Origin of the sequence: Halopseudomonas sp., assembly GCF_047631575.1 — a bacterium.
Taxonomy (GTDB): domain Bacteria; phylum Pseudomonadota; class Gammaproteobacteria; order Pseudomonadales; family Pseudomonadaceae; genus Halopseudomonas.
Genome location: NZ_JBLIAB010000004.1, coordinates 294,776 through 320,838 on the forward strand (window position 1 = coordinate 294,776; position 26,063 = coordinate 320,838).

Annotated in this window: 25 protein-coding genes; 14 read left to right on the forward strand and 11 right to left on the reverse strand. The window is 56.4% G+C overall.

Translation table 11 applies throughout. The features are described from left to right. The first annotated feature begins 56 nt into the window (after positions 1-56). Both ACJAXR_RS10200 and ACJAXR_RS10205 read left to right on the forward strand, forming a co-directional pair. Complete coding sequence (locus tag ACJAXR_RS10200; protein WP_415058150.1) at positions 57-1,034, forward strand: calcium/sodium antiporter; 978 nt, start codon at positions 57-59, stop codon at positions 1,032-1,034. 94 nt (positions 1,035-1,128) lie between these two features. Beyond that, positions 1,129-1,845 (forward strand): VC0807 family protein, encoded by a 717-nt coding sequence (locus ACJAXR_RS10205; protein ID WP_415058151.1) that lies wholly within the window; start codon positions 1,129-1,131, stop codon positions 1,843-1,845. A gap of 43 nt (positions 1,846-1,888) precedes the next feature. On the opposite strand, the gene ACJAXR_RS10210 is transcribed toward ACJAXR_RS10205, so the two are convergent. The 9 genes from ACJAXR_RS10210 to ACJAXR_RS10250 form a co-directional block, all read right to left on the reverse strand. Next, positions 1,889-3,013 (reverse strand): alanine--glyoxylate aminotransferase family protein, encoded by a 1,125-nt coding sequence (locus ACJAXR_RS10210; RefSeq protein ID WP_415058152.1) that lies wholly within the window; start codon positions 3,011-3,013, stop codon positions 1,889-1,891. A gap of 162 nt (positions 3,014-3,175) precedes the next feature. Continuing rightward, a complete protein-coding gene (locus ACJAXR_RS10215) occupies positions 3,176-4,045 on the reverse strand; it encodes an ABC transporter permease subunit (RefSeq protein ID WP_415058153.1) in 870 nt (289 codons plus the stop codon). Continuing rightward, on the reverse strand, positions 4,042-4,947 hold the full coding sequence (locus tag ACJAXR_RS10220) for an ABC transporter permease subunit (RefSeq protein ID WP_415058154.1): 906 nt from the start codon (positions 4,945-4,947) through the stop codon (positions 4,042-4,044). Before ACJAXR_RS10220 ends, ACJAXR_RS10215 begins: the two co-directional genes overlap by 4 nt. Next, positions 4,944-6,080, reverse strand: coding sequence for an ABC transporter ATP-binding protein (locus ACJAXR_RS10225; RefSeq protein WP_415058155.1), 1,137 nt, complete (start codon positions 6,078-6,080; stop codon positions 4,944-4,946). The genes ACJAXR_RS10220 and ACJAXR_RS10225 overlap by 4 nt, the downstream gene beginning before the upstream one ends. Before the next feature lie 106 nt (positions 6,081-6,186). Next, positions 6,187-7,302 (reverse strand): polyamine ABC transporter substrate-binding protein, encoded by a 1,116-nt coding sequence (locus ACJAXR_RS10230; RefSeq protein ID WP_415058156.1) that lies wholly within the window; start codon positions 7,300-7,302, stop codon positions 6,187-6,189. 104 nt (positions 7,303-7,406) lie between these two features. Continuing rightward, entirely contained in the window at positions 7,407-8,504 is a 1,098-nt protein-coding gene (locus ACJAXR_RS10235; RefSeq protein ID WP_415058157.1) for an extracellular solute-binding protein, read from the reverse strand. A 47-nt stretch (positions 8,505-8,551) separates the two neighbouring features. Continuing rightward, entirely contained in the window at positions 8,552-9,940 is a 1,389-nt protein-coding gene (locus ACJAXR_RS10240; RefSeq protein WP_415058158.1) for an aspartate aminotransferase family protein, read from the reverse strand. A gap of 56 nt (positions 9,941-9,996) precedes the next feature. Next, positions 9,997-11,343 carry a glutamine synthetase family protein gene (locus tag ACJAXR_RS10245; RefSeq protein WP_415058159.1) on the reverse strand — a complete coding sequence of 449 codons (1,347 nt, stop codon included), beginning with the start codon at positions 11,341-11,343 and terminating at the stop codon, positions 9,997-9,999. Positions 11,344-11,350: 7 nt separating this feature from the next. Then, positions 11,351-12,112, reverse strand: coding sequence for a gamma-glutamyl-gamma-aminobutyrate hydrolase family protein (locus tag ACJAXR_RS10250; protein ID WP_415058160.1), 762 nt, complete (start codon positions 12,110-12,112; stop codon positions 11,351-11,353). 272 nt (positions 12,113-12,384) lie between these two features. Between ACJAXR_RS10250 and ACJAXR_RS10255 the strand changes: the two genes are divergently transcribed. From ACJAXR_RS10255 to ACJAXR_RS10280, 6 genes are all read left to right on the forward strand, one after another. After that, complete coding sequence (locus ACJAXR_RS10255) at positions 12,385-13,779, forward strand: glutamine synthetase family protein (protein ID WP_415058161.1); 1,395 nt, start codon at positions 12,385-12,387, stop codon at positions 13,777-13,779. Positions 13,780-13,954: 175 nt separating this feature from the next. Further along, on the forward strand, positions 13,955-14,617 hold the full coding sequence (locus tag ACJAXR_RS10260; protein WP_415058162.1) for a TetR/AcrR family transcriptional regulator: 663 nt from the start codon (positions 13,955-13,957) through the stop codon (positions 14,615-14,617). Beyond that, a complete protein-coding gene (locus ACJAXR_RS10265) occupies positions 14,601-15,371 on the forward strand; it encodes a zinc-dependent peptidase (RefSeq protein WP_415058163.1) in 771 nt (256 codons plus the stop codon). The genes ACJAXR_RS10260 and ACJAXR_RS10265 overlap by 17 nt, the downstream gene beginning before the upstream one ends. Positions 15,372-15,482: 111 nt before the next feature. Next, positions 15,483-16,361, forward strand: coding sequence for an N-carbamoylputrescine amidase (gene aguB, locus ACJAXR_RS10270; RefSeq protein ID WP_415058164.1), 879 nt, complete (start codon positions 15,483-15,485; stop codon positions 16,359-16,361). Continuing rightward, positions 16,361-17,461, forward strand: coding sequence for an agmatine deiminase (aguA, locus tag ACJAXR_RS10275; protein WP_415058165.1), 1,101 nt, complete (start codon positions 16,361-16,363; stop codon positions 17,459-17,461). Before aguB ends, aguA begins: the two co-directional genes overlap by 1 nt. Positions 17,462-17,601: 140 nt before the next feature. Further along, complete coding sequence (locus ACJAXR_RS10280) at positions 17,602-18,000, forward strand: hypothetical protein (RefSeq protein WP_415058166.1); 399 nt, start codon at positions 17,602-17,604, stop codon at positions 17,998-18,000. 140 nt (positions 18,001-18,140) lie between these two features. Here ACJAXR_RS10280 and ACJAXR_RS10285 read toward each other — a convergent pair whose 3' ends face one another. Together ACJAXR_RS10285 and argH are read right to left on the reverse strand one after the other, a co-directional pair. Next, on the reverse strand, positions 18,141-18,338 hold the full coding sequence (locus tag ACJAXR_RS10285; protein ID WP_415058167.1) for a hypothetical protein: 198 nt from the start codon (positions 18,336-18,338) through the stop codon (positions 18,141-18,143). Between the two features lie 84 nt (positions 18,339-18,422). Then, on the reverse strand, positions 18,423-19,817 hold the full coding sequence (argH, locus tag ACJAXR_RS10290; protein ID WP_415058168.1) for an argininosuccinate lyase: 1,395 nt from the start codon (positions 19,815-19,817) through the stop codon (positions 18,423-18,425). 83 nt (positions 19,818-19,900) lie between these two features. On the opposite strand from argH, the gene ACJAXR_RS10295 reads away from it, so the two are divergent. From ACJAXR_RS10295 to ACJAXR_RS10320, 6 genes are all read left to right on the forward strand, one after another. Then, complete coding sequence (locus tag ACJAXR_RS10295; protein ID WP_415058169.1) at positions 19,901-20,980, forward strand: sensor histidine kinase; 1,080 nt, start codon at positions 19,901-19,903, stop codon at positions 20,978-20,980. A gap of 3 nt (positions 20,981-20,983) precedes the next feature. Then, positions 20,984-21,733, forward strand: coding sequence for a LytR/AlgR family response regulator transcription factor (locus tag ACJAXR_RS10300; RefSeq protein WP_415058170.1), 750 nt, complete (start codon positions 20,984-20,986; stop codon positions 21,731-21,733). A 79-nt stretch (positions 21,734-21,812) separates the two neighbouring features. Next, positions 21,813-22,751 carry a hydroxymethylbilane synthase gene (gene hemC / locus ACJAXR_RS10305; RefSeq protein ID WP_415058171.1) on the forward strand — a complete coding sequence of 313 codons (939 nt, stop codon included), beginning with the start codon at positions 21,813-21,815 and terminating at the stop codon, positions 22,749-22,751. Beyond that, positions 22,748-23,518, forward strand: coding sequence for a uroporphyrinogen-III synthase (locus ACJAXR_RS10310; RefSeq protein WP_415058172.1), 771 nt, complete (start codon positions 22,748-22,750; stop codon positions 23,516-23,518). Before hemC ends, ACJAXR_RS10310 begins: the two co-directional genes overlap by 4 nt. A gap of 1 nt (position 23,519) precedes the next feature. Further along, a complete protein-coding gene (locus ACJAXR_RS10315) occupies positions 23,520-24,803 on the forward strand; it encodes a uroporphyrinogen-III C-methyltransferase (protein WP_415058173.1) in 1,284 nt (427 codons plus the stop codon). Further along, positions 24,796-26,019: a heme biosynthesis HemY N-terminal domain-containing protein gene (locus ACJAXR_RS10320; protein WP_415058174.1), complete on the forward strand. Its 1,224-nt coding sequence runs from the start codon at positions 24,796-24,798 to the stop codon at positions 26,017-26,019. Before ACJAXR_RS10315 ends, ACJAXR_RS10320 begins: the two co-directional genes overlap by 8 nt. Positions 26,020-26,063: the final 44 nt, after the last annotated feature.

The following is a 26,063-nucleotide window of genomic DNA, read 5'->3' on the forward strand; positions in this document are numbered from 1 at the left end:
GGGCCAGCTTTATCGGATAATGCCCGGCATCTTTTTTGTCAGAGGGATATCCGATCATGTTGCTAGCTCTACTTGCCGTTGTCGCCGGTCTGATTCTGCTGGTCTGGAGCGCTGACAAGTTCGTTGATGGTGCCTCTGCCACCGCCACCCATGCGGGGATGCCGCCCCTGTTGATCGGCATGCTGATTATCGGGTTTGGTACCTCGGCCCCTGAAATGGTGGTCTCTGCGTTGGCCGCTTCCCAAGGGAATCCGGGCCTGGCGTTGGGCAATGCCTACGGCTCGAATATCACCAATATTGCGTTGATCATTGGTCTGGTAGCAATTATAAGCCCGATCAATGTGCATTCGCAGGTCGTACGCAAGGAACTGCCGATCCTGCTGACCGTGACGCTGCTGGCCGGTTACCAGCTGATCGACGGGTATCTCAGCCGCAATGACGCCTGGGTGCTGCTGGGCGCGTTCGCCTTATTGATGGGTTGGTCCATCATGGAGGGGATGCGCGGTCGGGCTGATTCCCTTGCTGCTGACTACGATGCCGAGCTCAAGTCCAATGCAATGCCCCTAAGACCGGCGTTGATCTGGCTTGTGATCGGACTGGTGTTGTTGGTCATCAGCTCCCGCATTTTAGTCTGGGGCGCGGTCTATATTGCCCAGAGCCTAGGCGTCAGCGATCTGATTATCGGTCTTACGGTTGTGGCGATTGGCACCTCGCTGCCTGAATTGGCTTCTGCATTGGCAGCGATTCGTAAAAACGAACATGATCTGGCACTGGGTAACGTGATCGGTTCTGGCCTGTTCAATACGCTGGCGGTGGTTGGTATCGCAGCAGGTATCATGCCGATGACGGTCGAGTCGGTGGTGTTATACCGCGACTGGGTAGTGATGTTTGCACTTACCCTGTGTTTGTTGTTGTTGGCGCTGACCACGAAAAAACGCGCCGGGCGGATTAATCGCCTGGAGGGAGCAGGGCTGGTAGCGGCATATCTGGGCTATACCGGCTACCTGGCCTGGACAATTATTTCGGTGGTTTGATTAGGTCATAACGACTGTCGGTCGGATCTCTTGAAATCACTTATGCGTCGCCATGTATCATGGCGCCACATCTAACAGAGCGCAGCCAAGACTTATGACAGAAACAATCCGCGCCAGACCCAAACACAAGCCGCGTCCACTGGTGGACCTGCTGGTCAGTATCGTTATCCCTTCGGTCGTTTTACTCAAGCTCAGTGGTCCAGAGCATCTGGGACCCAATCAGGCGCTGATTCTGGCTCTGGCGTTTCCATTGGGGTGGGGTTTGTTCGAGTTGATCCGCTACCGCAAATTCAATTTCATCGCTTTGCTGGGCATGATCAGTGTGTTCCTGACTGGCGGCATTGGTCTGATGAAACTAGACCCCCAGTGGCTGGCGATCAAGGAAGCAGCTGTTCCGGGTGTCATCGGTCTAGCGGTATTAGTCTCGACGAGAACGCGGTATCCGCTGATTCGCACCATCCTCTATAATCGCAAGGTGCTCAACGTCGACTTGATTCATGATCGGTTGTTACAGCGTGGGCTAGTGGATATTTTCGAGCAGCGCCTGCTCAAGGCAACCTATTTTCTGGCCAGTACTTTTTTCTTTTCATCATGCATGAATTACGGGCTGGCTAAGTGGATTGTGGTCAGTCCATCGGGGACCCAGGCGTTCAACGAAGAGCTGGGTCAAATGACGCTCGTCAGTTATCCCGTGATAGCTATTCCCACCATGATCATGATGATCCTGATCATGGTGTACCTATGGCGCACCATCCACGGGCTGACGGGTCTGAAGATGGAAGAAATCATGGTGCAGCAGAACAAGGGATAAGCCGCGAGGGGCTGCTCGCAGCAGCACCTCGTTTAGCCCTCGGTTACATCGCTTCCAGTGCCTGGCGCAGATTTGCCACGCTGCGCTGTATGTTGTGCAGCTTGTCGAGGCCGAACAGGCCGATGCGGAAGGTTTTGAAGCCCGCGGGCTCGTCACACATCAACGGAACCCCAGCGGCTGTCTGCAAGCCGTGGGCGCCAAACGCCTTGCCATTTTGAATGCTGTCTTCGGTGGTATAGCTGACGACTACGCCAGGCGCCTCAAAGCCTTCGCCGGCAACGCTGGCAAAACCCTTCTCCTTGAGCAGTGCGCGCACCGCTCGGCCCAGTTCCAGCTGTTCCTGCTTGACCTTGTCAAAGCCATAGTCACGGGTTTCCAGCATAGTGTCGCGAAACTGCATGAGTGCGTCAGTTGGCATGGTGGCGTGATAGGCATGGCCGCCGTTTTCATACGTCCGCATGATCTGCAGCCATTTTTTCAAGTCACAGGCAAAGCTGTTGCTGGTAGTACCTTCAATGCGCTCCAGTGCGAGAGGGCTGAGCATGACCAGGGCGCTGCACGGAGAGGCGCTCCAACCCTTTTGCGGGGCGCTGATCAAAACATCCACGCCGCAGTCCTGCATGCCGACCCAGACTGTTCCTGATGCGATGCAGTCAAGGACGAACAAGCCACCGACCTCATGCACCGCATCGGCTACTGCGCGGAGATAGTTATCAGGCAACATGATACCGGCAGAGGTTTCCACGTGGGGTGCAAACACCAGATCAGGTTTGCTCGCTCTAATCTCGGCGACTACGTCTTCAATCGGTGCGGGGATAAACGGGCTCTGGTCGCCGGACTGGACTTGCCGTGCTTTAAGTACCGTTTCTTTGGCGGGTAACCGACCCATTTCAAAAATCTGGGTCCAGCGGTAGCTGAACCAGCCATTACGCAGAACCAGGCAGTGCTTGTCCTGCGCGAACTGCCGGGCTACAGCTTCCATGCCGTAGGTGCCGCCGCCGGGCACGACGACAACTCCAGCGGCCTGGTAAACGTCTTTCAGGTTGGCAGAAATGTCACGCATGACCTGTTGGAAAGCGCCTGACATGTGGTTAAGCGAGCGGTCGGTAAAGACGACGGAGTATTCGAGCAGACCATCGGGATCAATGGCGGGGACCAGACTGGACACGGTATGTTTCTCCTTCGGATGCATCAGGTAACGCCAGCGCCGATGGTCGCCAGCGTGCTCAGGGGTGGTATCGTAACCGGTTTTGCGTCCCAATTGCGCGAGCTTAACCTACGGAGGCAAACCAACAAGCCCCCGACAGGTACCCTGCAGATCCTGTCTGAGCTAGGTTCTGCGGCTGCTGATAACCGATTGCCAGGTGACGGGGCTATCGTCCTCAGGCGGTGGCGCGCGATTACGTTTGTCTGCACTACGCACCAGAAACCAGGCGAGCAGAGTGAAGAGTCCGACCGCCAGGAGGATGACGCTGGCGATGGCATTGATCTCCGGTTTTACGCCCAGGCGTACCGCGGAGAAGACCTCCATAGGTAGCGTGGTCGCACCTGGCCCCGAGACAAAACTGGCGAGTACCAGATCGTCGAGTGACAGGGTGAAAGAGAGTAGCCAGCCAGCGGCAATGGATGGCGCAATCATCGGCACGGTAATTAACAAAAAGGTCTTCCAGGGTGGTGCGCCCAAATCCATTGCGGCCTCTTCGATGGACTGGTCGAGCTCACCTAGCCGACCACTGACGACGATTGCCACGTAGGCAGTACAAAAGGTCGTGTGTGCAATCCAGATGGTCATGATCCCGCGCTCTAACGGCCAGCCTATCAACTGGGCCATGGCTACGAACAACAGCAGCAATGAGAGACCGGTAATCACCTCGGGCATCACCAGGGGGGCCGTCACCAGACCGGAAAACAATGTACGGCCGCGAAAGCGCTTGATGCGGGTCATCACGAACGCGGCCAGCGTACCCAACACCACTGCCGAACAGGCGGTATAGAAAGCAATCTGCAAGCTGCGCTTGACCGCATTCATCAACTGGGTATTGTCCAGCAGGCCGACATACCAATGTACCGACCAGCCGCCCCACACGGTCACAAGTCGCGAGGCGTTGAACGAGTAGATGACCAGAATGACCATGGGTATGTAGATAAAGGCCAAGCCAACCCAGAGAGCGACGGTAGAGAAATTCGGACGCTTGGTCATGCGTTTTTCTCCATGGCTCTTGACTGGTTATAGTGGAAGAAAATGATCGGAATCAGCAGGATCGCCAGCATGATAATCGCCAGTGCCGAGGCAACCGGCCAGTCGCGGTTATTGAAGAATTCCTGCCAGAGGATCTTGCCGATCATCAGCGTTTCCGGGCCGCCCAGCAGTTCTGGAATAACAAACTCCCCAACCACGGGAATGAACACTAGCATCGAGCCGGCAATGATGCCGGTCTTCGACAGCGGCACGGTGATTTTCCAGAACGCCTTGATCTTGCCTGCACCCAGGTCCATGGCGGCCTCGAGCAGACTTTCGTCGTGCTTGACCAGATTGGCGTAGAGCGGCAGCACCATGAACGGCAGGTAAGCATAAACCACGCCGATATACACCGCGGTATTAGTGTTAAGTATCTGCATCGGTGAATCGATTATTCCGATCGACATCAGCAGATTGTTAAGCAGACCGTTGGTACTCAGAATGCCCATCCACGCGTAGACCCGGATCAGGATGGCAGTCCAGGTCGGCATCATGACCAGCAGCAGATAGACCAACTGTTTTTCCCTTGGCGCGCGGGCAATCGCCAGCGCCATCGGATACCCCAGCATCAGACAGATGATGGTAGAGATCAGCGCGACTTTCAGCGACCCCAGATAGGCGGCCAGATATAGCGAGTCCTCGCTGAGGAAAATATAGTTGCCCAGATTGATCATCACCTGAAGCGATTGTTCGGCGTAGTCGAACAGCGGGCTGTAAGGGGGGATCGAGATGGCTGCCTGGGAAAAACTGATTTTCAGCACAATAGCGAAGGGCAGCAAAAAGAACAGGAACAACCACAGGTAAGGGATGCTGATGACCCAGAAGCGTCCGCTGGGCAAGAGGCGCGAGCGCGTGGTTTTCATGAGGATAAAATCACCCCGCTGTCATCGTCCCAGCTGATGTAGACCTGATCTTCCCAGGTCATGCGCGGCAGTCGTCGTTCGGAGTTGGCGAAGAACGTCTGCACGATATGCCCGCTGGCAAGCTTGATATAGAACACCGAGTGGCCGCCCAGGTAGGCAATATCATGAATCTCGCCGTGCGCCCAGTTGTATTCCGACTCGGGTTTTTCCGCGGTCACCCAGACTTTTTCCGGACGCAGGGCGTAGGTGATGTTCTTGTCCTGTACCCGCGTGGAGATGCCATGACCGATATAGATAGGCCGGTCGAGCTCAGGGCATTCAATAATCGCGTGGTTCTCCATGTCTGCGACCAGTTGGCCCTCGAAAATGTTCACGCTGCCAATAAACTCGGCCACGTGCCGGCTGGCCGGACTCTCGTAAATATCCATGGGTGATCCGACCTGGGCGATCCAGCCCTGGTGCATGATGGCAATGCGCTGGGCCATCGTCATGGCCTCTTCCTGGTCGTGGGTCACCATAATGCAGGTCACTCCGACGCGCTCTATGATTTCCACGAGTTCGAGCTGCATCTGCGAGCGTAACTTCTTATCCAGCGCGCCCATGGGTTCGTCGAGTAACAGAACCTTGGGGCTTTTCGCCAATGACCGCGCGAGCGCGACGCGCTGACGCTGGCCACCTGACAGCTGGTTGGGTTTGCGACGGGCATACTCGGTCATGTGCACGAGCTTGAGCATCTCGGCCACTCGCGCGTTGACTTCTGCGCGGCTGAGCTTGTCCTGTTTAAGGCCGAAGGCGATATTCTGCTCGACCGTCATGTGCGGGAAAAGGGCGTAGGACTGGAACATCATGTTGATGGGCCGTTCGTACGGCGGCAGGTCGGTAATATCCTGGCCGTCGAGAAATACTCGACCTTCGCTGGGACGCTCGAACCCGGCGAGAATACGCAGCAGTGTCGATTTGCCTGATCCCGAGCCGCCAAGCAATGCGAAGATCTCGCCGCGGTTGATGGTCAGACTCACATCGTCGACCGCCAACGCGTCATCAAAGCGCTTGCTCACCCGGTCGATACGCACAAACTCGTCTGGCTCGGCCTTGGCCATGGCCTGTTTCATGGCTCCTGCTGCACCAACCATAATATTCTCCGCAAATACGAGTTATAGACCCACGCGATTCTGTGCGCATGGGCCAGTCAATTCTGGGTATGGCTGAAACAGGGCTGCCAGGGGCAGCCCGTGTCGCTTACTGCCCGGATTTAATCCGGTTCCAGGAACGGGTAACAATGCGTTGCGCCGCCAACGGACGGGGCTCGGCGATAAACAGTTTGTCCATCACTTCTGCGGTCGGGTAAATGGCTGGATCACTAAGGATCTCTGGATCGATCAGGTCGTTCGCTGCCGTGTTGGGGTTGGCATAAGCGACATAGTCAGTGATCGGTGCAACAACGTCCGGGCGCAGTATGTAGTTGATAAAGGCGTGTGCGTTGTCAGGATTGGGCGCATCTTTAGGGATCGCCATCATGTCAAACCAGAGCTGGGTACCTTCTTTTGGAATGGTATAGGCGATGTTGACGCCATTTTCAGCTTCGCTGGCCCGATCTGCGGCCTGGAATACATCGCCGGAGAAGCCAACAGCTACGCAGATGTCGCCATTAGCCAGATCACTGATATATCGTGAGGAATGGAAATAGCGCACTGAATCGCGCACGCTCAACAACAACGCTTCGGCCTTTTCGAGATCGTCCTTGCTGGTGCTGTTCGGGTTCAGTCCCAGGTAGCCCAAAGCCGATGTCATCATATCGTCACCCGAATCCAGCATGGAGATACCGCAGCTGGCCAGCTTGCTGGCGACTTCCGGATCGAAAACGAGATCCCAAGAATTCAGGGGTGCGTCGTCACCGAGAATGGCTTTGACCTTGTCGACGTTATAACCGATGCCGTTGGTACCCCACATGTAGGGGATTGCATACTTGGTTCCCAGGCCCACTGAATCGAGCTGGGTGAGCAACTTTGGATCCAGGTTCTTCATGTTCGGTAGTTTGCTGTGGTCAAGTTCCTGATAAACCCCGGCTTGGATTTGCTTGGCCAAAAAATGGTTGGAGGGCACCACCACGTCGAAGCCTGAGCGGCCTGTCAGTAGACGCGCATCGAGTATCTCGTTGGAGTCGTAGACGTCGTAGGTGACGTCGATACCGGTTTCCTGCTTGAAGTTATCAATGGTGTCTTCGGCGATATAGTCCGACCAGTTGAAGATTTTCAGCTCACCTGCGTCTTGCGCGCTGACGGCTGTACTGAGCAGGCCACTAGTGGCTAGGGCCAGCAGGGTCATTCTTATTGGCATTTTCACTGGAACTTTCATGACTTCTCCTCTTGCAGACTGTGGCCGAAGAAGGGCCAGATCTGTTTTCTTTTTTGGAGGCCGGCGCCGTGTGGCGTCGGCCGGTAGTGAATTCATTGCCTGCTTCAGCGTCCGGACTTGATGCGCGTCCAGGCGCGGGTACGAACCCGTTCGATATTCGCTGGCAACTCTGCCAACGTAAATAGTTTATTCAAGGTTTCGTCATTCGGATAGACACCTGGGTCGTTCAATACGCCTGCATCTACCAGGGGCAGGGAAGCTTTGTTGCCGTTGGCATACGCGACATAGTTACTGACATCGGCGATCACCTCAGGACGAAGGATGTAATCGAGAAATACATAGGCATTATCGACGTTTCTGGCATCCATGGGCATGACCATCATGTCAAACCACATGGCCGCGCCTTCTTTGGGAATCGCGTATTTGACAACCTCACCATTCCCGGCCTCCTCAGCCCGTGCGGCAGCCTGAAGGATGTCGCCAGACCAGCCGACCGCTACGCAGATATCACCATTGGCCAGGTCGGTAATGAACTTGGACGAATGGAAATAGCGGATGTGCGGGCGAATGCTCTGCATCAACTGCTCGGCTTGCACGTAATCCTCGGGATCTTTGCTGTTGGGGTTGAGTCCCTGATAAAAGAGCGCGGAGGGAATGATTTCCGCCGGTGCATCCAGGAAAGCCACGCCACACTGAGCTAGCTTTTCCATGTTCTCGGGCTTGAACACCAGGTCCCATGAGCCGACTGGCGCATCGTCGCCCAGTATTGCTTTCACTTTGGCTTCGTTGTAACCGATACCGGTGGTGCCCCACAGATAGGGAAATGCGTACTGATTACCCGGGTCATTGTTTTCGAGTGCCTTGAGCAGAACCGGATCAAGATTCTTCCAGTTTGTTAGACGACTACGATCCAGGGGCATGAAGGCGCCGGCCTTGATCTGTTTGCCGAGAAACTGATTGGAGGGGACGACTATATCGAACCCGGAACTGCCTGACAGCAGCTTGGCCTCAAGTACCTCATTGCTGTCAAATACGTCATATACCACCCGGATGCCGGTGTCTTTCTGGAAGTTTTCCAGGGTATCTTCGGCTACGTAGTCCGACCAGTTATAGACGTTGACCACGCCCTCGGCCAAAGCGGTGCTGCTGAAGGCCATGACGCAGGCCGCGGCGAACATTGTTTTGCTGTTGGATTTGCTCATTGCAGTCAGTTCTCCATTGCATTGGTGTTCACGCGGCCCGGGTCGCGCTATTGCGCGAAAGTCGTTACGCCCAGCTGCTCGGCTGTCATGTCCAGCGCCAACCAGATCTTGGCGACCAGTTCATCGATCTCCGCCAGCGTGATGATCAGCGGTGGCGACATGATCATCGTGTCGCCTACCGCGCGCATCACCAGGCCGTTGCGTACGCACATGTCGCGGCAGATCGTGCCGGCCATGCCGTTCTCCGCAAAGCGCTCACGGGTGATTTTGTTACTCACCAACTCGATTGCGCCGAGCAATCCTACACCGCGTACTTCGCCTACCAGTGGATGTTCCGCCAGTCGGGCAATTTTACTCTGCAAGTACGGTGCCGCTTCCTGCTTCACATAATCGACTATTTTTTCGTCGCGCAGGATCTCCAGGTTTTTCAGGCCGACAGCCGCCGCTACCGGATGCCCTGAATAAGTGTAGCCATGGAAGAATTCGCCGCCGTGCTCGATCAGCGTCTCGGCTACGCGCTCGCCAACGATGACGCCACCCATCGGCAAATAGCCCGAGGTCATGCCCTTGGCGATCGACATCAGATCCGGTTTCAGGTCGTAGTATTGGCTGCCGAACCATTCGCCGGTGCGGCCAAAGCCACAGATTACTTCGTCGATAACCAGCAGGATGTCGTAGCGAGCCAGGATGCGTTTAATTTCAGGCCAGTAGGTGTCAGGCGGGATGACCACTCCGCCGGCGCCCTGTATTGGCTCGGCAATGAAGGCGGCTATCTTATCTTCGCCTACTTCCTGAATCTTGGCCTCGAGCTCGCGAGCGGCCCAGAGCCCGAACGCGTCGGGACTCATGTCGCCACCTTCACCGTACCAGTATGGCTGTGCAATATGCACAATGCCGGGAATCGGTAGATCGCCTTGGTCATGCATCGCTGACATGCCACCCAGACTTGCCCCGGCGACTGTCGATCCGTGGTAACCGTTGATCCGGCCAATGATGGTTTTCTTGTCGGGCTTGCCTTTGAGGTCCCAGTAGCGTCGGACCATGCGTAACACGGTATCGTTGGCCTCAGACCCCGAGCCGGTAAAGAACACATGGTTCATGTGCTCAGGAGCGATCGCGGCTATGGCGCTGGCCAGCTTGATGGCAGGTGGGTTGGCGCACTGAAAGAAGCTGTTGTAATAGGGCAGTTCAAGCATTTGCTTGTAAGCGGCATCGGCCAGCTCGGTGCGACCGTAGCCGATACTCACGCACCACAGACCAGCCATACCGTCCAGAACCTTGTTGCCTTCACTGTCCCAGAGATACACCCCTTCGGCGCGTTCGATGATCCGCGTACCCCGCGTGCCTAACTCCTTGTGATCGGTGAAGGGGTGCAGGTAATGGGCGTGATCCATGGCCTGCAATTGTGCGGTGCTGTAAGGCGCTTGTGAGCTCATTTTCTATCCTCTAACGTCGACGCGCCTGAACAGCGCGCGTCAAAGCGTGTTCATTTTTATACACTCAGCAGCAGAAATTCGCGCTCCCAGCTGCTGATTACCCGCTTATAGTTTTCATGCTCGACGCGCTTTACGGCGACATAGCCGCGGCAGAATTTGCTACCGAGTATCGCTTCGACGTCGCTGCACTGTTCCATGCGTTCCAGGGCTGACTCCAGGGTCAACGGGAGACGCAAGTTACGTCGTTCGTAAGCGCGACCCTTGACCGGTGCCGACGGGTCCATCTTGCCGACCATGCCAAGATAGCCGCATAGCAAGCTGGCAGCGATTGCGATGTAGGGATTGGCATCGGCTCCTGGCAAGCGGTTCTCTACCCGACGGTTTTGCGGTGTAGAGTCCGGCACACGCAGGCCCGCGGTGCGATTTTCTTCACCCCATTCCACGTTTACTGGAGCGGATGTGTCTGGCAGAAAGCGGCGGAATGAGTTCACGTTCGGTGCGAAAAGCGGAAGTACTTCCGGTATGTAACGTTGCAGGCCACCGATGTGATGGAGGAACAGCTCGCTCATGCTGCCGTCTTCATTGGAAAAGATGTTCTTGCCCGTTTTGCGATCGATGATGCTCTGGTGCAAATGCATGGCGCTGCCGGGTTCGTTAGTGATTGGCTTGGCCATAAAGGTAGCGGTCATGTCATGCTTGAGCGCAGCTTCACGCATGGTGCGCTTGAACACCAGAATCTGGTCGGCCAGGTGCAGGGGGTCGCCATGACGGAAATTGATTTCCATCTGCGCGGTACCTTCCTCGTGGATCAATGTGTCCAGATCCAGGCCCTGGATCTCGCACCAGTCGTACATGTCTTCGAACAACGGATCGAACTCGTTAGCGGCATCGATCGAGAACGATTGGCGACCGGTTTCCTGTCGGCCCGAGCGACCAACCGGCGGTTGCAGTGGCAGGTCGGGGTCCTCGTTGCGTTTGGTCAGATAAAACTCCATCTCGGGTGCGACCAACGGTTGCCAACCCTTATCGGCATAGAGTTTGAGCACTTTCTTAAGAATATTGCGTGGCGACATCTCGATCGGCTCGCCGGTTTTGTCGTAGCAGTCGTGGATGATCTGCGCGGTGGGTTCGATTGCCCAGGGTACTAGATAGATCCCGGTAAAATCGGGTTTGCAGATCATGTCGATATCGGCCGGGTCGAGCAGGTCGTAATAGATGTCATCTTCCACGTAGTCGCCGGTCACGGACTGCAACAGGATGCTTTCGGGCAGCCGCATGCCCTTTTCCGAAATAAACTTCATGGTGGGGGCAATCTTGCCCCGGGCGATGCCAGTGAGATCGCTGACCATGCACTCGACTTCGGTAATCTTGTGTTCTTTCAGCCATGCTTCGATGTTATTCATAAAGCCCTCAGGATTGCCGCGCCACACGGGCCCGGCAGGCGTCTCCAAACGCCTGGAATATGGAAAGATAGAATGGATTGTCGCGAACCTGCCATTCGGGGTGCCACTGCACACCCAGCGCAAATGCGGGTGAGCCAGCGACCGAGAAGGCCTCGATCAACCCATCTGCAGCGGTGGCTTCAGACCGCAATCCGGCACCCAGCCGGTTCACACCCTGCGTATGCAAGGAGTTTACCTGTGCCGAATTGCGGCCGGCAATTCGCTGCAGCAATCCTCCTGGCTCCAGCTGAACCTCATGGGCTGCCCCATACTGGAGCTCTACCGGTTGCTCCTTGTCTTCGCGGTGTTCGATATAACCGTCGACCTCATGCACGCGCTGATACAGACTGCCGCCAAAGGCCACATTCATTTCCTGAAAGCCACGGCAAATACACAGCACAGGAATACCGCGGTCGATTGCTGACCTTATAAGCGGTAACGTGGTGGCGTCACGCTTGGCATCATGCCGCGTGCCTTCGGCGCTGGCCTCGCCTTGATAGTGGTGGGGTTCTACATTGGAAGGTGAGCCGGTGAACATCAGACCGTCGACGGTATCCAGTAGCTGGTCGCTAGCCAGGCGTTCGCCCAGCGCGGGGACAAGTAGTGGCATTCCCTCGGCACCGTCAACGACGGCCAGAATGTATTTTTCACCTACTATATGGAAAGGATGCAGCCCCAGCTGATCGGTGCAGCAGGTGATCCCGATCAGTGGCTTTCGAGCGCTTGACATGGTTTACAGCCTGTAGTGAATAACGTACATGAAGCCATTGTTGTTCGATTTTTCAGACAATAGCAACAAAAAATAATTAACAAGAAACCGGCTTCGGCGGCACTGGGGCAGGCTTTGGAAATGCCTCGCAGTCTTGTTTACGGCCTTATTTGGTGCGGCATGCACTGTCATCGTGCATAGGTGATTCTATTGACTCGCCATAGGCTTTCGGATTTACTCTCCTCCTGTAGTCAACGTGATTGATATATTTTACAAACAACAGGTGATATCCCATGCAATCCCAACCCGGAGCGGACGCTGCGCCAGTCAGCGTCCAGGAAGCTGAAGCCTTTTTGGCCGAGCATCCGGAAATCCATTTTATCGACCTTCTGATTGCCGACATGAACGGTATCGTTCGCGGTAAACGGATTGATCGCTCAGCACTTATCAAGGCCTATGAAAGAGGTATTGCCCTGCCTGCCTCTATTTTTGCGCTCAATATTCAGGGCACCACTGTCGAAGAAACTGGACTTGGTCTGGAAATAGGTGATGCGGATCGGATCTGCTTGCCAATTCCCGGTACGTTAAATGTCGAGCCCTGGCAGAAGCGGCCCACCGGTCAGTTGTTGATGACCATGTACGAGCTCGACCGCAAAACCCCTTTCTTTGCCGATCCTCGCTATGTGCTGCAGCGGATCGTCAAGCGCTTCAGCGAGCTGGGTCTCAAGCCGGTGTCTGCCTTTGAGCTCGAGTTCTACCTTATAGATCAAGAGAACATTACTGGCCGTCCGCAGCCGCCACGCTCGCCCATGTCCGGTAAGCGACCCAATTCGGTTCAAGTCTACTCGATGGATGATCTTGACGAGTACGCCGAGTTTCTCCAGGACGTCATCGAAGCTGCCCACGAACAGGGCATCCCCGCTGACGCTATTGTTGCGGAATCGGCACCTGGACAGTTTGAGGTCAACCTGCATCACGTGGATGATCCTGTGGTTGCCTGCGACTACAATGTGCTGCTCAAGCGTGTGATCAAGAGTGTTGCCTATGACCATGAAATGGATACCACCTTCATGGCCAAGCCTTACTATGATCAGGCCGGTAATGGCATGCACGTACACATCAGCCTGGAAGACGAGCAGGGCAAGAATATTTTTGCGCCCAATGCCGATGGCAGTCTAAGCGAGACTTTACGCTGGGCGGTAGGTGGATTGCTGCAGACATTGCCGGAATATATGGCGTTTCTGTGCCCTAACGTGAACTCCTACCGACGCTTCAGTCCGAGCTTCTTTGTACCCTGCGCTGCTACCTGGGGGATCGATAACCGTACCGTTGCTGTCCGCGTGCCGGGTGGTGAACCCGAAGCAATGCGCATCGAACATCGACTGGCGGGCGCTGATGCCAACCCTTATCTGCTCATGGCTGCGCTGCTGTCGGCCATTCATTACGGCATCAGTAACAAGATTGAGCCGCCGGAAATGACCGAAGGTAATGCCTATGATCAGCACGAGGCCTCTTTGCCCACCAACCTGCGCGATGCGCTGCGGTTGCTGGAAACATCCGAGGTCATGAAGGAGTACATCGGCGAGGAATATCTCGACGTCTTTGTCCTGTGTAAAGAAAGCGAGCAAGAGGAGTTCGAGAGAACCATCTCTGATCTCGAATATATGTGGTATCTGCACACGGTGTAGTGCGCCTTCAGGTTGCACACTAATCCCGCCCTCGAGGCGGGATTGGTTTTTCTGGCCTACGCTTGAGCGTCGCTGTACTTTCTTCCTAGGGGGCTGATTCAGCCACGGGCGAGGAGCGCTCTGTGCTATCGTCTAGAGCTCCAATATCCAAACGCACGCATCCAGGCAAGATACCATGACCCCGGGTAAGCCCCAGCCCAAACGCCGAGCCAGCAGTCAGGAGCGGATCGATCGTATCCTCGATGCCACGGTGACGCTGCTTGATCAGCGTACGCTGGGCGATATGTCCATCTATGCGATCGCCGCGCAGGCCGACATCCCGCCCTCTTCTGTTTATCATTTCTTTCCTCAGTTGGCGGACGTGCTCGCCGCCCTGGCGCAGCGGGTTTTCACCGAGCTTGACGCTGTCCTCGGTGAAGCTCCGATGCTGGGCACTGATTGTCTGAGCTGGACTGTTCTGGTCGAGCAGGTGGAAGAACGCTTTCAGCAGTACTATCAATCCCATCCGGCTGCGCGCGAACTCCTACTGGGCGCCCACGAGCTAGTCGGTATCCGGCAGGCAGATCGACAGCATGACAGCCTGCTCGGGTACAGCCTGCGTGCCTATCTCGAACGGTATTATCAATTGCCGGCATTACCACAGGACGTGGATATTTTCACATTGGCGATGCAGGCAGCAGACAAGTTACTGGCGATTGATCATCAGCAACATGGGCAATTGACCGCCCCCATGCGCCGCGAAGCAAAACGCATGATGGTGGCTTACCTGGGTCTGTATTTGCCGCCGGTGTTGCCACGTATTGCTGAGTCGGAGGGTATCGATGGGGCTGATTGCTAATCTGTCTGAATGGCGAGAGGAGCGTAAGCTAGAAAGTCTTGGTGTGACGGCGCAAGACTGGCAGCGAGCTCTGGGTGATTGGTCGGTTTATCTTCGATACCAACCGTCCACCCGGATTCGGGTGCAGAAGATGGCGCTGCGACTGCTGTTGCGCAAGGCGTTGATTGGTGCCAAGGGGCTCGAACTGAGCGATCAAATGCGCTTGCGTATCGCTGGTATGGCGGTGGTTCCGGTACTGGAGCTGGGTCTTGATTGGTACAGGGGTTGGGAAACACTGGTGATCTACGAAGGCCCCTTCGTGACAGAGCATGAGTGGGTCGACGAATATGGCGTTGCTCACTTAGAGCGTAGCGCCCTGTGTGGTGAGGCGTCATCTCGTGGTCCAGTGGTGCTGTCATTTGAGGATGTCAGATCGGCAGGCGGCGGAAAAGGCCATAATGTTGTGCTGCATGAGCTAGCGCATACACTCGATATGCGCCACGAGGGGGCAAACGGTGCGCCACCGCTGCATCCGGGCATGGATGCAGCGGCCTGGAAAAGGGATTTTTCTTCGGCCTGGGATGATCTTGAAAGGCGCATTCGGCTGGGTGAATCAAGCCCGGTAGATGAGTACGCACTGGAGGCTCCGGCCGAATTCTTTGCCGTGCTGACCGAAGCTTTTTTTGAGAAGCCGGCCCCGCTGGCGCGGACGTGGCCCTCTGTATACCAGCATTTGTGCGACTTCTATCGGCAGGATCCGGGCGTTGATAAATAGTCGATTTATATCGGCTTTAATATAAAAAATAAGCAATTCAGGTCAATAAATTATTTGTTTAGCCGATAAGTATCCGGTATAAAGCCTCGTCAAACCTATCAGGAGATCGCTATGTCACGCCTTGTCAGTGTTGCCGCTACTCAGATGAGCTGTTCCTGGGACCGTCAGGACAATATCGCCAAAGCCGACAGGCTGGTGCGCGAAGCAGCCGCCAGCGGCGCTCAGATCATCCTGATTCAGGAGTTATTCGAAACCCCGTACTTTTGCCAGAAGCCTAACGCTGAATATTTGCAGTTGGCCACCGAGATCGATAAGAATCCGGCCATTGCTCACTTCAAGGCGCTTGCTGCTGAGCTCGCGGTCGTTTTGCCAATCAGCTTTTTCGAGCTAGCGGGGCGGGCACGTTTCAACAGCGTCGTTATCATCGATGCTGACGGCCGCAATTTGGGTTTGTATCGCAAAAGTCATATTCCCGACGGCCCCGGCTACCATGAGAAGTACTATTTCAATCCTGGCGATACGGGCTTCAAGGTCTGGCAAACCCGTTATGCAAAGATTGGCGTGGGTATTTGCTGGGATCAGTGGTTCCCCGAGTGCGCCCGCAGCATGGCGCTGATGGGCGCAGAAATTCTGTTCTATCCCACTGCGATCGGTAGTGAACCGCATGACCCGGGTATTACCTCGCGTGATCATTGGCAGCGGGTGCAGCAGGGTCATGCTGGCGCCAACCTGATGCCCCTGGTGGCAAGTAATCGTATTGGTCGCGAGGATCAGGGCGATTACCACATCACGTTTTATGGCTCTTCGTTCATTGCCGACCAGTTCGGTGAAAAAGTGCAGGAGTTGGATGAAAGCGAAGAAGGCGTGCTGGTTCAGCAGTTTGATCTGGATCAGCTTGAGCATATTCGCAGCGCCTGGGGCAGCTTTCGCGATCGCCGACCTAACTTGTATGGCCCGATCAAAACCCTGGATGGTTCACTGGAGTCCTGATGTATACATTGCATAGCACGCCCCGCGCCGATGGTTACAGTATGCCTGCGGAATGGACCCCGCATAGCCAGACCTGGATGGTCTGGCCTGAACGTTCAGACAACTGGCGTCTGGGCGCCAAACCAGCACAGGCCGCATTCGCTGAGGTGGCCAGGACCATCGCAGGATTCGAGCCGGTGACTGTTTGCGTCTCGGCAGCGCAATACGAGAATGCCAATCTACAGCTAAGTCATCCGGGCATTCGCGTGCTGGAGATGAGTTCTGACGATGCCTGGGTACGCGATACCGGCCCCACTTTCGTTACCAATGGACAGGGTGCACTGCGTGGCGTGGATTGGACCTTTAATGCCTGGGGCGGCTTCAGCGGTGGATTGTACTGGCCCTGGCAGCGTGACGATCAGGTGGCGGACAAGATTCTGGGTATTGAACGCTGCCCGCGTTATCGCACAGAGGGGTTCGTGTTGGAGGGCGGCGCGATTCATGTGGACGGTGAGGGTACGCTACTCACCACTGAGGAGTGTCTGCTCAACAGCAACCGAAATCCGCATTTGCTACGTGAGGAAATCGAAGTAGTACTGGCTGATCATCTGGGTATCAGCAAGGTGATCTGGCTACCCGAAGGCCTTTATAACGATGAGACAGATGGTCACGTTGATAACTTGTGCTGCTTCGTGCGCCCCGGTGAGGTTCTGCTCGCGTGGACCGACGACGAGACAGATGCTAACTATCCGCGCTGTCAGGCGGCGCTGCGCGTGCTAGAGGCGAGCCGAGATGCCCAGGGGCGCGAGCTAGTGGTGCACAAGATGCCGCTTCCTGGACCCCTTCACGCCACCGTTGAGGAGTGCGCAGGTGTTGATCGCGTGGCAGGATCTCAGCCACGCGATCCTGCAATCCGCCTGGCCGGCTCCTACGTTAACTTTTTGATCGTCAATGATGGCATTGTTGCACCGAGTTTTAATGATCCTCAGGACGAGCCGGCTCGGGAACTGCTCCAGCAGCTGTTTCCTGATCGCCGTGTGGTGATGGTGCCCGGTAGGGAGATCCTGCTTGGGGGTGGCAATATCCACTGTATCACCCAGCAACAGCCATTGGCTGGCTGAAAACTCTGCATTGGGCCACATACCCTGAATTGGAGCTGGAGCTGCTGTCGACTGCTGGGGCATAAGCATTAGCCGGTACACGCAGTATGGATGCCCGCGGGTTTCTGTGCGGGATGTTTCACCCGCCAGAAGGATTTTGCATGCGGTCGTATTCCAGTTCTGTCATTTCTTTTTCGGGCTCAGCCCTCGATCTTGGTCTGGTTATTGCTCTGTCAGGCTGCGCGGGAGTCAAAATCACCACTGATCTAGTCGACGCTCAAGCGGCTAGTCTGCAGTGCGAAATAACCAGCTCGAGCCGCGTCAATATTAATAACGGTTCATATTATCAAGTGTTTGAGCTGAATCTGCAGCAGGGCGATCTGATTCGAATTCGTCAAAGCGGTGCACTGCAGGACGCAACGCTGACCCTGCTGGATGAACGAGGTCAGTTGATAAATGGCCCACGACAGGGAGCTTGCACCTTGCACCCGACGCCAGCGGTCGACATCGATTGGGTGTCAGTGGCGGCGCCGAAAATGGTTACGGCCCCTTTACCTTGAGTCTGAAAAAATAACCACTGTAGAACAGTGGGCTGCTGTTGTTGGATGAGATGGATACCCTGCTGATGCTCGGCGGTGGCGGCTTGAATCTGGATAATAATGATGCTTCCGACAGTACTAACTCACTACTGGTTTCGCATCTATAGCCCGGCGAATATCAGGTAACGGCCACCGCTTATGACCAGTCCGTCGAAGGCACCTATGATCTGCAAATGAGTCGGCGTGCCATACCCGAGGGCGTTGAGCTGACCAGCAAGGATTAAGGTAATAGCAATAGCAGCACGGGTAACTATGTGCTCTTGGTCGAGCTGGCAGAGCAGGACTAACCGGCTTGGCATGATTAAAAAACCCGCTGGACAGATTCTGTCCGGCGGGTTTTTTATGCCTGCGGTGTTATCGACCGCTTTCTCGCGGTACGCGGGCTAAGCGTTAAGTAGCTCGCGGCCGCGTTGCACGGCGACCAACACCTGGGCAGGCGCAGTGCCGCCGATATGGTCGCGGGCATTGACCGAGCCCTCCAGCGTCAGCACTTCGAACACATCCTGCTCGATCTGGTCGCTGAACTGGCGCAGCTCCTCCAGGCTCATTTCAGCCAGATCCTTGCCGCTTTCCAGGCCGTACTTGACCGCATGGCCGACGATTTCGTGGCAATCACGAAACGGCAGGCCACGGCGTACCAGATAATCGGCCAGGTCAGTTGCAGTGGAAAAACCACGTAATGCTGCTTCACGCATGACCGCGACTTTTGGCTGAATCGCGGGGATCATATCGGCAAAGGCGCGCAGACAATCGCGCAGAGTATCGACTGCGTCAAACAGCGGCTCCTTGTCTTCCTGATTATCCTTGTTATAGGCCAGCGGTTGGCTTTTCATCAGAGTCAGCAAGCTCATCAGCTGGCCATATACTCGGCCGGTCTTGCCGCGCACCAGTTCGGGTACGTCAGGATTCTTCTTTTGCGGCATGATCGAGGAGCCGGTACAGAAGCGATCGGGCAGCTCGATGAAATTGAATTGGGCGCTCGTCCAGAGCACCAGCTCCTCGGAAAAGCGTGACATGTGCATCATGGCCAAGGAGGCTGCAGCGCAGAACTCAATGGCAAAGTCCCGATCCGAGACGCCGTCCAGGGAGTTACCGGATACGGCGTCAAATCCGAGCAGCTTGCAGGTGACGCTGCGATCGATAGGGTATGTGGTGCCGGCTAACGCAGCGCTGCCCAACGGCATACGATTGACCCGCTTGCGACAATCCAGCAAACGTTCCCGGTCGCGGCTGAGCATCTCGAACCAGGCCATTAGGTGATGGCCGAAGGTGACTGGCTGAGCCGTCTGCAGATGGGTAAAACCAGGCATGATTACGTGCGCATGACGCTCTGCCTGGTCCAGTAGCCCGGCTTGCAGACGTTGGAGTTCGACCAGAATCACGTCGATTTCTTCGCGCAGCCACAGGCGTATATCGGTAGCCACCTGATCGTTCCTTGAGCGTCCGGTGTGCAGCTTCTTACCGGTGATGCCGATCTGGGCAGTCAGGCGTGCTTCGATATTCATATGGACATCTTCAAGGTCGACGCGCCAGTCGAACTGGCCAGCTTCGATCTCGGTCTGGATACTGCGCAAGCCGGCAATAATGGTGTCGCGTTCCTTGTCGCTTAGAACACCCACCCCGGCAAGCATCGTCGCGTGGGCGATAGAGCCCTGAATGTCTTGTTTGTACAGGCGCTTGTCGAAATTGACCGAGGCGGTGAAGCGAGCCACGAAGGCATCAACAGGCTCGCTGAAGCGCCCGCCCCAGGATTGATTGGTTGTCTGATCTTGGCTCATAGTTCGGATCGTTCCGCTGGCAAAAGTCGTAGCATAACACTTCAGGCTTGCGCGATGGCGGCATGCTGGCGGACACTTGAAGGATGAAGAACGGACTCTGGTCATTACTTGCGCAACCTTACGTGGGGGAAGATTTCTTCCTCCCCAATCTCTGTTCGTCTGTTGCGGTGTTTACCCTTGTGGTGTTGGCCGAGTTATTGGTGCTGACCTGGGTGCTGGCGGTGCCCTCTGCCGCTGGCTTCGACTGGCTCAGCCTGGCCATGGCGTCACTTTTTGTGCAGTGGATTGTCCTGCTCTCTGCCGCTCTGCTGTGCAGGCTGCGCAGCTGGATGCAGCGGCGCGCCCTGTGGCTGGCCATTGCGGTGTGCTTTGCAGTTGTTGTCGGGTTGACGCTGACGTTCACTGTGCTGGCTGACTGGGTTCTTTATCAGGGCATGCTTGGCCAGCCGGATCTGCGTTTCGAATTGATGCTGCGTCATGGCCTGATCGCCCTGATAATGACTGGCTTGTTGTTACGTTATTTCTACTTGCAGCAGCAGTGGCAGCGCCAGCACGACGCGGAGCTCAAAGCGCGATTGCAGGCTTTGCAGTCACGCATACAGCCGCACTTTCTCTTCAACAGCCTTAACAGTATCGTCAGCCTGATTGTCAGTGCCCCGGCCAAAGCGGAGTTGGCGGTGCTTGACCTGGCTGATCTGTTTCGCGCCAATCTGTCCGAAGCTGGCGGGATGGCCACTTGGGAGGAGGAGCGACATCTGTGCGAAGGCTATTTGCGCATTGAGCACTATCGCCTCGGCGACCGTCTGCGCGTGAAATGGCACGGCGATCTGCCTGCAGCCACACCCATGCCGCTGCTGACCCTGCAGCCGCTTTTGGAGAATGCGATTCTTCATGGACTGCAACCTAGTCTGGAGGGGGGTGATATAAGCATTGCCGTGGGATTGAACGCTGGTGTGGTCGAACTCCTGGTGTCCAATAGCTGTCCAAGGGGGACAACGAGTCATCAGGGTAGCCGCATGGCCCTCGAGAACATCCGCGCACGCGTAACTGGGCTCTTCGGTCCGCAGGCACAATTGGAATCATGGCGTGATGGAGAGCGCTTCTTCAGCAGGCTGGTCTATCCTGTTAGACAAACATCCTCAATCTTGCAGAGAAGTCATTAAGGCATGAAAGTACTTATCGCCGACGATGAACCACTGGCCCGCGAACGCTTGATGCGGTTGCTCGAAACGCTGCCCGGTTACGAGCCCCTCCCCGATACGGCCGCCAATGGCCATGAAGTGCTCATGCTGGTTGAGCGGGAACACCCGGATATTGTTCTTCTCGACATTCGTATGCCGGGTCTGGACGGGTTGCAGACCGCAGCGAAGTTGTGCGAGATGGCTGACGCCCCGGCAGTCATTTTCTGTACCGCCCATGGCGAATATGCACTGGAAGCCTTTGCCGTCAGTGCTGTTGGCTACCTGCTCAAACCGGTCCGTAGCGAGTCTCTGGCTGGGGCCCTAGCCAAGGCGCAAAAGCTTAATAGAGTGCAGCTGTGCAGCCTGGGTCGGGCCGGGCCGCAGGATGAGAGCATGCCAGCTCGAAGTCACATCAGTGCGCGGACTCGCAAAGGGGTCGAATTGATACCCATCGATGAGGTGTTGTATTTCATCGCGGACCACAAGTACGTCACCCTGCGTCACACCGAGGGTGAAGTGCTGCTGGACGAGCCACTCAAATCTCTGGAGGATGAGTTTGGGGATTATTTTGTCCGTATTCATCGTAACGCGTTGGTCGCTCGTCATCGTATAGAGCGCTTGCAGCGCAGTTCGGCCGGGCATTTTCATTTGCATCTCAAGGGGTTGCCTGATGAAAATCTGACCGTCAGTCGACGCCATGTGCCGGGACTGCGCAAGCTGATGGATCACCTGTGATCTGCCAACCTGGGGACGCGCGCGTGGATGCGGGCCGGAGCATGACGTATCATGCAGGCTGTTTTTAAGCGAGAATCCCATGAGTCGACATCTGCGTATTGCCACTCGCAAGAGCGCCCTGGCCCTGTGGCAGGCCGAGTACGTCAAGGCGCGCCTGGAACAGCTCCACGCCAATCTGACCGTCACACTGGTGCCCATGGTCAGTCGTGGCGACCAATTACTGGACTCCCCGCTGGCGAAGATCGGCGGCAAAGGTCTGTTCGTCAAGGAGCTGGAAGCGGCGATCCTCAGTGATCAGGCCGACCTCGCGGTGCATTCAATGAAAGATGTCCCCATGGCCTTTCCAGAGGGACTGGGGTTGTACGTAATCTGTGAGCGAGAAGACCCCCGTGATGCCTTTGTGTCCAATCATCATGAGCGCGTCGACAGCCTGCCTCTGGGCAGCGTTGTCGGCACATCCAGCCTGCGTCGCCAAGCTCAGATCATGGCCCGCCGCCCGGATCTGCACGTTAGGTTTCTGCGCGGCAACGTGAATACACGCTTAGCCAAACTCGACGCCGGAGACTATGACGCGATTATCCTCGCGGCGGCGGGTCTTATGCGGCTGGGATTTCATGACCGCATCCGTTATGCGATGCCCCCGGAGGAAAGTTTGCCGGCGGGTGGCCAGGGCGCAGTTGGGATCGAATGTCGCAGTGATGATCTTGAATTGCATGCGCTGCTGGCGCCGCTTAATGATGAGGACAGTGCCTTGCGCGTTCGCGCGGAACGGGCGCTCAATACGCATCTCAATGGCGGCTGTCAGGTGCCGATTGCCTGTTATGCCGAACGCACAAACGGTCAGATCTGGTTGCGCGGAATGGTCGGTGATCCCGATGGCAGTCTTTTGCTAACGGCGGAGGCGCGCGGTCCGGAAGCAAACCCGGAAGAGCTTGGCATACGAGTAGCGAAAGATTTGCTAAGTCAGGGGGCACAAAAGATTCTCGATGCGGTGTATCTGGGAGCCGAGTCTCGGTGAGACCTGCGCTCCTGTTGACCCGGATGGCATCGGATAATCAGCGGCTGGTCGCAAAACTGCAGGCGCGCGGCGTCAGTACGTGTTGTTTGCCTCTGTTGCGTATTGAACCGGAGACCGAGAGTGCTTATCAACGTGGATTGATGCTGGATCTGGACCGCTATCAGGCGGTGGTCAGTGTCAGCCCGGTGGCTGCCCGGCTCGGTTTGGAGCGTCTCGATCGCTACTGGCCGCAGGTGCCGGTCGGCATTGATTGGTTTGCGGTAGGCGAGTCGACAGCTGGCGTGTTGCGTGAGTTTGGCTTGCTGGCGCAGGCGCCGGAGTGCGGGCAGGATAGTGAAGCGTTGTTGCAGCTGCCACGCTGGCAGTTATTGTTGGCCAAGCCGCAGCTCAAGGTCTTGATCTGGCGCGGAGCGGGTGGTCGTGAACATCTGGCGTCCCGAATCCGCGCTGCAGGTGGCCAGGTGGACTATCTTGAATTGTACCAGCGGTTGCCTGCGGACAATCTGCCGCAATCGATCAATGCTGCCCGTGAAGCGGGTGTCCGTGGCATAGTGGTTCTCAGCATACAGGCACTTGAATACTGGCAGCAGGCGGCAACAGAGGATTGGTCGTGGCAGCGCACTTGGCGTTGCTGGGTACCCAGTGAACGAGTAGCCACGCGGGCTGCCGAGCTGGGTTGCGAGGATATAATAGTCTGCAATGGGGCGGATGATGAGGCGGTAATTGCCGCAATTATGGCGCATCCGCTGACAGCACAAGGGGAATAGCGTGGAACCGATCGACCCGAACAAAAATAGTGACACAAAATCATCTGTCGATAAGGACGTGAGCGTTGAGGCTATTGCGGCGAAAGCTAAAGGGGCTGAAGCGCCAAACGCCGGACCCTCTGCCGGCGGTCCGGCCCCCAAACCGACGCCTGGCTCTGAATCGCAGACCGCCAAGGCCCCTGCGGGGGCTTCGGCAAATGATACAGCCAGCGGAAAAGACAAGTCTGTGCCGCCTGGCACTAAGCCCTCGCGCAGCGCCGGCCGGCCTGGCCGTGGGCTGGCTGTTCTGGCATTGGCCGTCGGGCTGGTAGCGCTCGGGCTGCATGCATGGCAATGGCAGCAGGATCGCCAGCAGTCTGTCGCGCGCGCCAGCGATTTTAATCAGCAGATGGGACAATTGGCCGATAGCCAGAGGCGCAATCAGCAATCAGTACAAGGCCGGCTGGAGGGATTGCCTGATGCAAACGAATGGCAGCAGATAGAAGGCCTGACCGCTGATCTGCAACGCAGTCAGCGTGCCTTGAGCCAAGAGCTGGATGTGCTGCGAGGTGATGCGCGTGCTGATTGGAAGCTGGCTGAAGCGGAGTACCTTCTGCGTCTGGCGAGCTTGCGTCTGCTGGCGGCTCAGGATGTGAAGTCTGCCCGAGAGCTTCTCAATGCCGTTGATAATATTCTTCGCGACCAGCCCGACAGCGGCGTTTTTTCGGTACGCGAAGAGCTGGCGCGGGTTCAGGCGGAGCTTGAAGCGCTGCCCGAGATTGATCGCTCGGGAGTGTATCTTCGGCTTGCTGCTCTCCACGAGCAGGTTAATCGTCTGGTACTGCTGCCAGTACCCGAATTTGATCCGGACGAAGTCAGCGTCGAGGAAGAATATGAAGATCGTCTTGCTCGTCGTACCCGGGCTGAGCGAGTTCTGATGCGGCTCGAGCGCTATGTGCGTGTGGATTTCCAGCGAGGCAAGGTGATAACGCCCCTGCTTGATGAAGCTGAAATGCAGCGAGTGCGCCGGACTCTTCAGCTGACCATGGAACAGGCGCAGTGGGCCGCGCTGCGGGGCGAAAGCGATATCTATTTGGCTAGCCTGAGCCAGGCGGACGGTATTTTACGGCAGTTCTTCGAGTTGGAGAATCCACAGGTCAAGGCAATGCAGGCCCAGCTTTCCTCTCTCGCCGAACGTCAGGTTGACCTGGAACCGCCCGCCCTGGCGGCGCTGCAGCAGGACCTTGCGGCGTATATTCAGAGTCGCCGCAACCCTGCGGACAACGGGGGGGCTGGCAATGAGTAAAAGCTACCTTGCCGTTCTCGCGGTACTGCTGGTTGCGGCGTTGCTTGGCATGGCTGTGGCTGAGGATCCGGGCTACCTGTTGATCGCCTGGCGCAACATGTCGATCGAGACGAGTATCTGGGTGGGTATTGCCTTCCTGCTGGGGCTATGGCTCCTCCTTTCACTGCTGCGTGCGGTGATTCGCTTGCTGAACGTGTCAGGCCGCAGGATCAATCCCTGGTCCCGACATAATCTTCAGCGCCGCGCCAATCAGATGACCACCCGAGGACTGCTCGAGTTCGCTGAGGGTCATTGGGCCGAGTCCATACGCTTGCTCAAGCGTTCGGCACCCCATGCAGAGCAACCTCTGATCAATTATCTGGCTGCGGCTCGTGCGGCCCATGAGCTGGAAGATTACGCCCAGTGCGATGGTCTGCTGCGTGAAGCTTACGAAACCACGCCTCAGGCTGATGTGGCGATAGCCGTCACTCAGGCTCAGTTGCAGATTGCCCGCGGCCAGCTGGAGCAGGCGCTGGCCACGCTGACCCGATTGCGCAAGGATCACCCTAAGCACCTGTATGCCTTAAAGCTGATGAGTCAGCTGTATGCGAAGCTGGAGGATTGGCTCCGACTTGAGCAGCTTCTACCCGAATTGCGTCGGCATAAGTTGCTCCGGCCCAGCGATCAGGAAAGCCTGGAACATCAGGTATATATTGCTTTGCTGGGCGAAGCGGGGCAGCGCAGGCATCTGGAGCCAGGGCAGAGTGACTTTTTGACTGCGGTCTGGGAACGTATACCCAAGCATCTCAAGCATGACCCCGCTCTGGTTGAAGCCTATTGTATTCAATTGCGTATTCAGAGCCGGGATACAGAAGCCGAAGAAGCGCTTCGTGCGACCCTGCGCCAGGGTTTCAACGAGCGTTTGATCCATTTATACGGACTGGTTCAGGGTAAGGACCCTGCACGGCAGTTGACGACTGCAGAGCATTGGCTGGCCGAACATCCGCACAACGCTACTTTGCTGCTGTCACTAGGGCGCCTTTCTTTGCGCAACAGTCTATGGGGTAAGGCCAGGGAGTACCTCGAGGCCAGTTTTGCCAGTAAACGTGACGTGCAGACTTGCGCTGAGCTGGTTAGATTGCTGGCCCATCTAGGGGACCAGCAAGGCAGTCAGCAGATGCTGCGTCAGGGATTTGGTCTGATGGTGCACGACCTGCCTGAACTGCCCATGCCTTAGCCACGCTGACTACTAGTCAGCCTGATCGATCACTCGCTGAGCCT

Excerpts from the sequence above, each read along its gene's own strand:
- ACJAXR_RS10200 (WP_415058150.1), top strand. The coding sequence starts at position 57 with ATGTTGCTAGCTCTACTTGCCGTTGTCGCCGGTCTGATTCTGCTGGTC.
- ACJAXR_RS10205 (WP_415058151.1), top strand. The coding sequence starts at position 1,129 with ATGACAGAAACAATCCGCGCCAGACCCAAACACAAGCCGCGTCCACTG.
- ACJAXR_RS10215 (WP_415058153.1), bottom strand. The coding sequence starts at position 4,045 with ATGACCAAGCGTCCGAATTTCTCTACCGTCGCTCTCTGGGTTGGCTTG.
- ACJAXR_RS10220 (WP_415058154.1), bottom strand. The coding sequence starts at position 4,947 with ATGAAAACCACGCGCTCGCGCCTCTTGCCCAGCGGACGCTTCTGGGTC.
- ACJAXR_RS10225 (WP_415058155.1), bottom strand. The coding sequence starts at position 6,080 with ATGGTTGGTGCAGCAGGAGCCATGAAACAGGCCATGGCCAAGGCCGAG.
- ACJAXR_RS10230 (WP_415058156.1), bottom strand. The coding sequence starts at position 7,302 with ATGAAAGTTCCAGTGAAAATGCCAATAAGAATGACCCTGCTGGCCCTA.
- ACJAXR_RS10235 (WP_415058157.1), bottom strand. The coding sequence starts at position 8,504 with ATGAGCAAATCCAACAGCAAAACAATGTTCGCCGCGGCCTGCGTCATG.
- ACJAXR_RS10240 (WP_415058158.1), bottom strand. The coding sequence starts at position 9,940 with ATGAGCTCACAAGCGCCTTACAGCACCGCACAATTGCAGGCCATGGAT.
- ACJAXR_RS10245 (WP_415058159.1), bottom strand. The coding sequence starts at position 11,343 with ATGAATAACATCGAAGCATGGCTGAAAGAACACAAGATTACCGAAGTC.
- ACJAXR_RS10250 (WP_415058160.1), bottom strand. The coding sequence starts at position 12,112 with ATGTCAAGCGCTCGAAAGCCACTGATCGGGATCACCTGCTGCACCGAT.
- ACJAXR_RS10255 (WP_415058161.1), top strand. The coding sequence starts at position 12,385 with ATGCAATCCCAACCCGGAGCGGACGCTGCGCCAGTCAGCGTCCAGGAA.
- ACJAXR_RS10260 (WP_415058162.1), top strand. The coding sequence starts at position 13,955 with ATGACCCCGGGTAAGCCCCAGCCCAAACGCCGAGCCAGCAGTCAGGAG.
- ACJAXR_RS10265 (WP_415058163.1), top strand. The coding sequence starts at position 14,601 with ATGGGGCTGATTGCTAATCTGTCTGAATGGCGAGAGGAGCGTAAGCTA.
- aguB (WP_415058164.1), top strand. The coding sequence starts at position 15,483 with ATGTCACGCCTTGTCAGTGTTGCCGCTACTCAGATGAGCTGTTCCTGG.
- aguA (WP_415058165.1), top strand. The coding sequence starts at position 16,361 with ATGTATACATTGCATAGCACGCCCCGCGCCGATGGTTACAGTATGCCT.
- ACJAXR_RS10280 (WP_415058166.1), top strand. The coding sequence starts at position 17,602 with ATGCGGTCGTATTCCAGTTCTGTCATTTCTTTTTCGGGCTCAGCCCTC.
- ACJAXR_RS10285 (WP_415058167.1), bottom strand. The coding sequence starts at position 18,338 with ATGCCAAGCCGGTTAGTCCTGCTCTGCCAGCTCGACCAAGAGCACATA.
- argH (WP_415058168.1), bottom strand. The coding sequence starts at position 19,817 with ATGAGCCAAGATCAGACAACCAATCAATCCTGGGGCGGGCGCTTCAGC.
- ACJAXR_RS10295 (WP_415058169.1), top strand. The coding sequence starts at position 19,901 with ATGAAGAACGGACTCTGGTCATTACTTGCGCAACCTTACGTGGGGGAA.
- ACJAXR_RS10300 (WP_415058170.1), top strand. The coding sequence starts at position 20,984 with ATGAAAGTACTTATCGCCGACGATGAACCACTGGCCCGCGAACGCTTG.
- hemC (WP_415058171.1), top strand. The coding sequence starts at position 21,813 with ATGAGTCGACATCTGCGTATTGCCACTCGCAAGAGCGCCCTGGCCCTG.
- ACJAXR_RS10320 (WP_415058174.1), top strand. The coding sequence starts at position 24,796 with ATGAGTAAAAGCTACCTTGCCGTTCTCGCGGTACTGCTGGTTGCGGCG.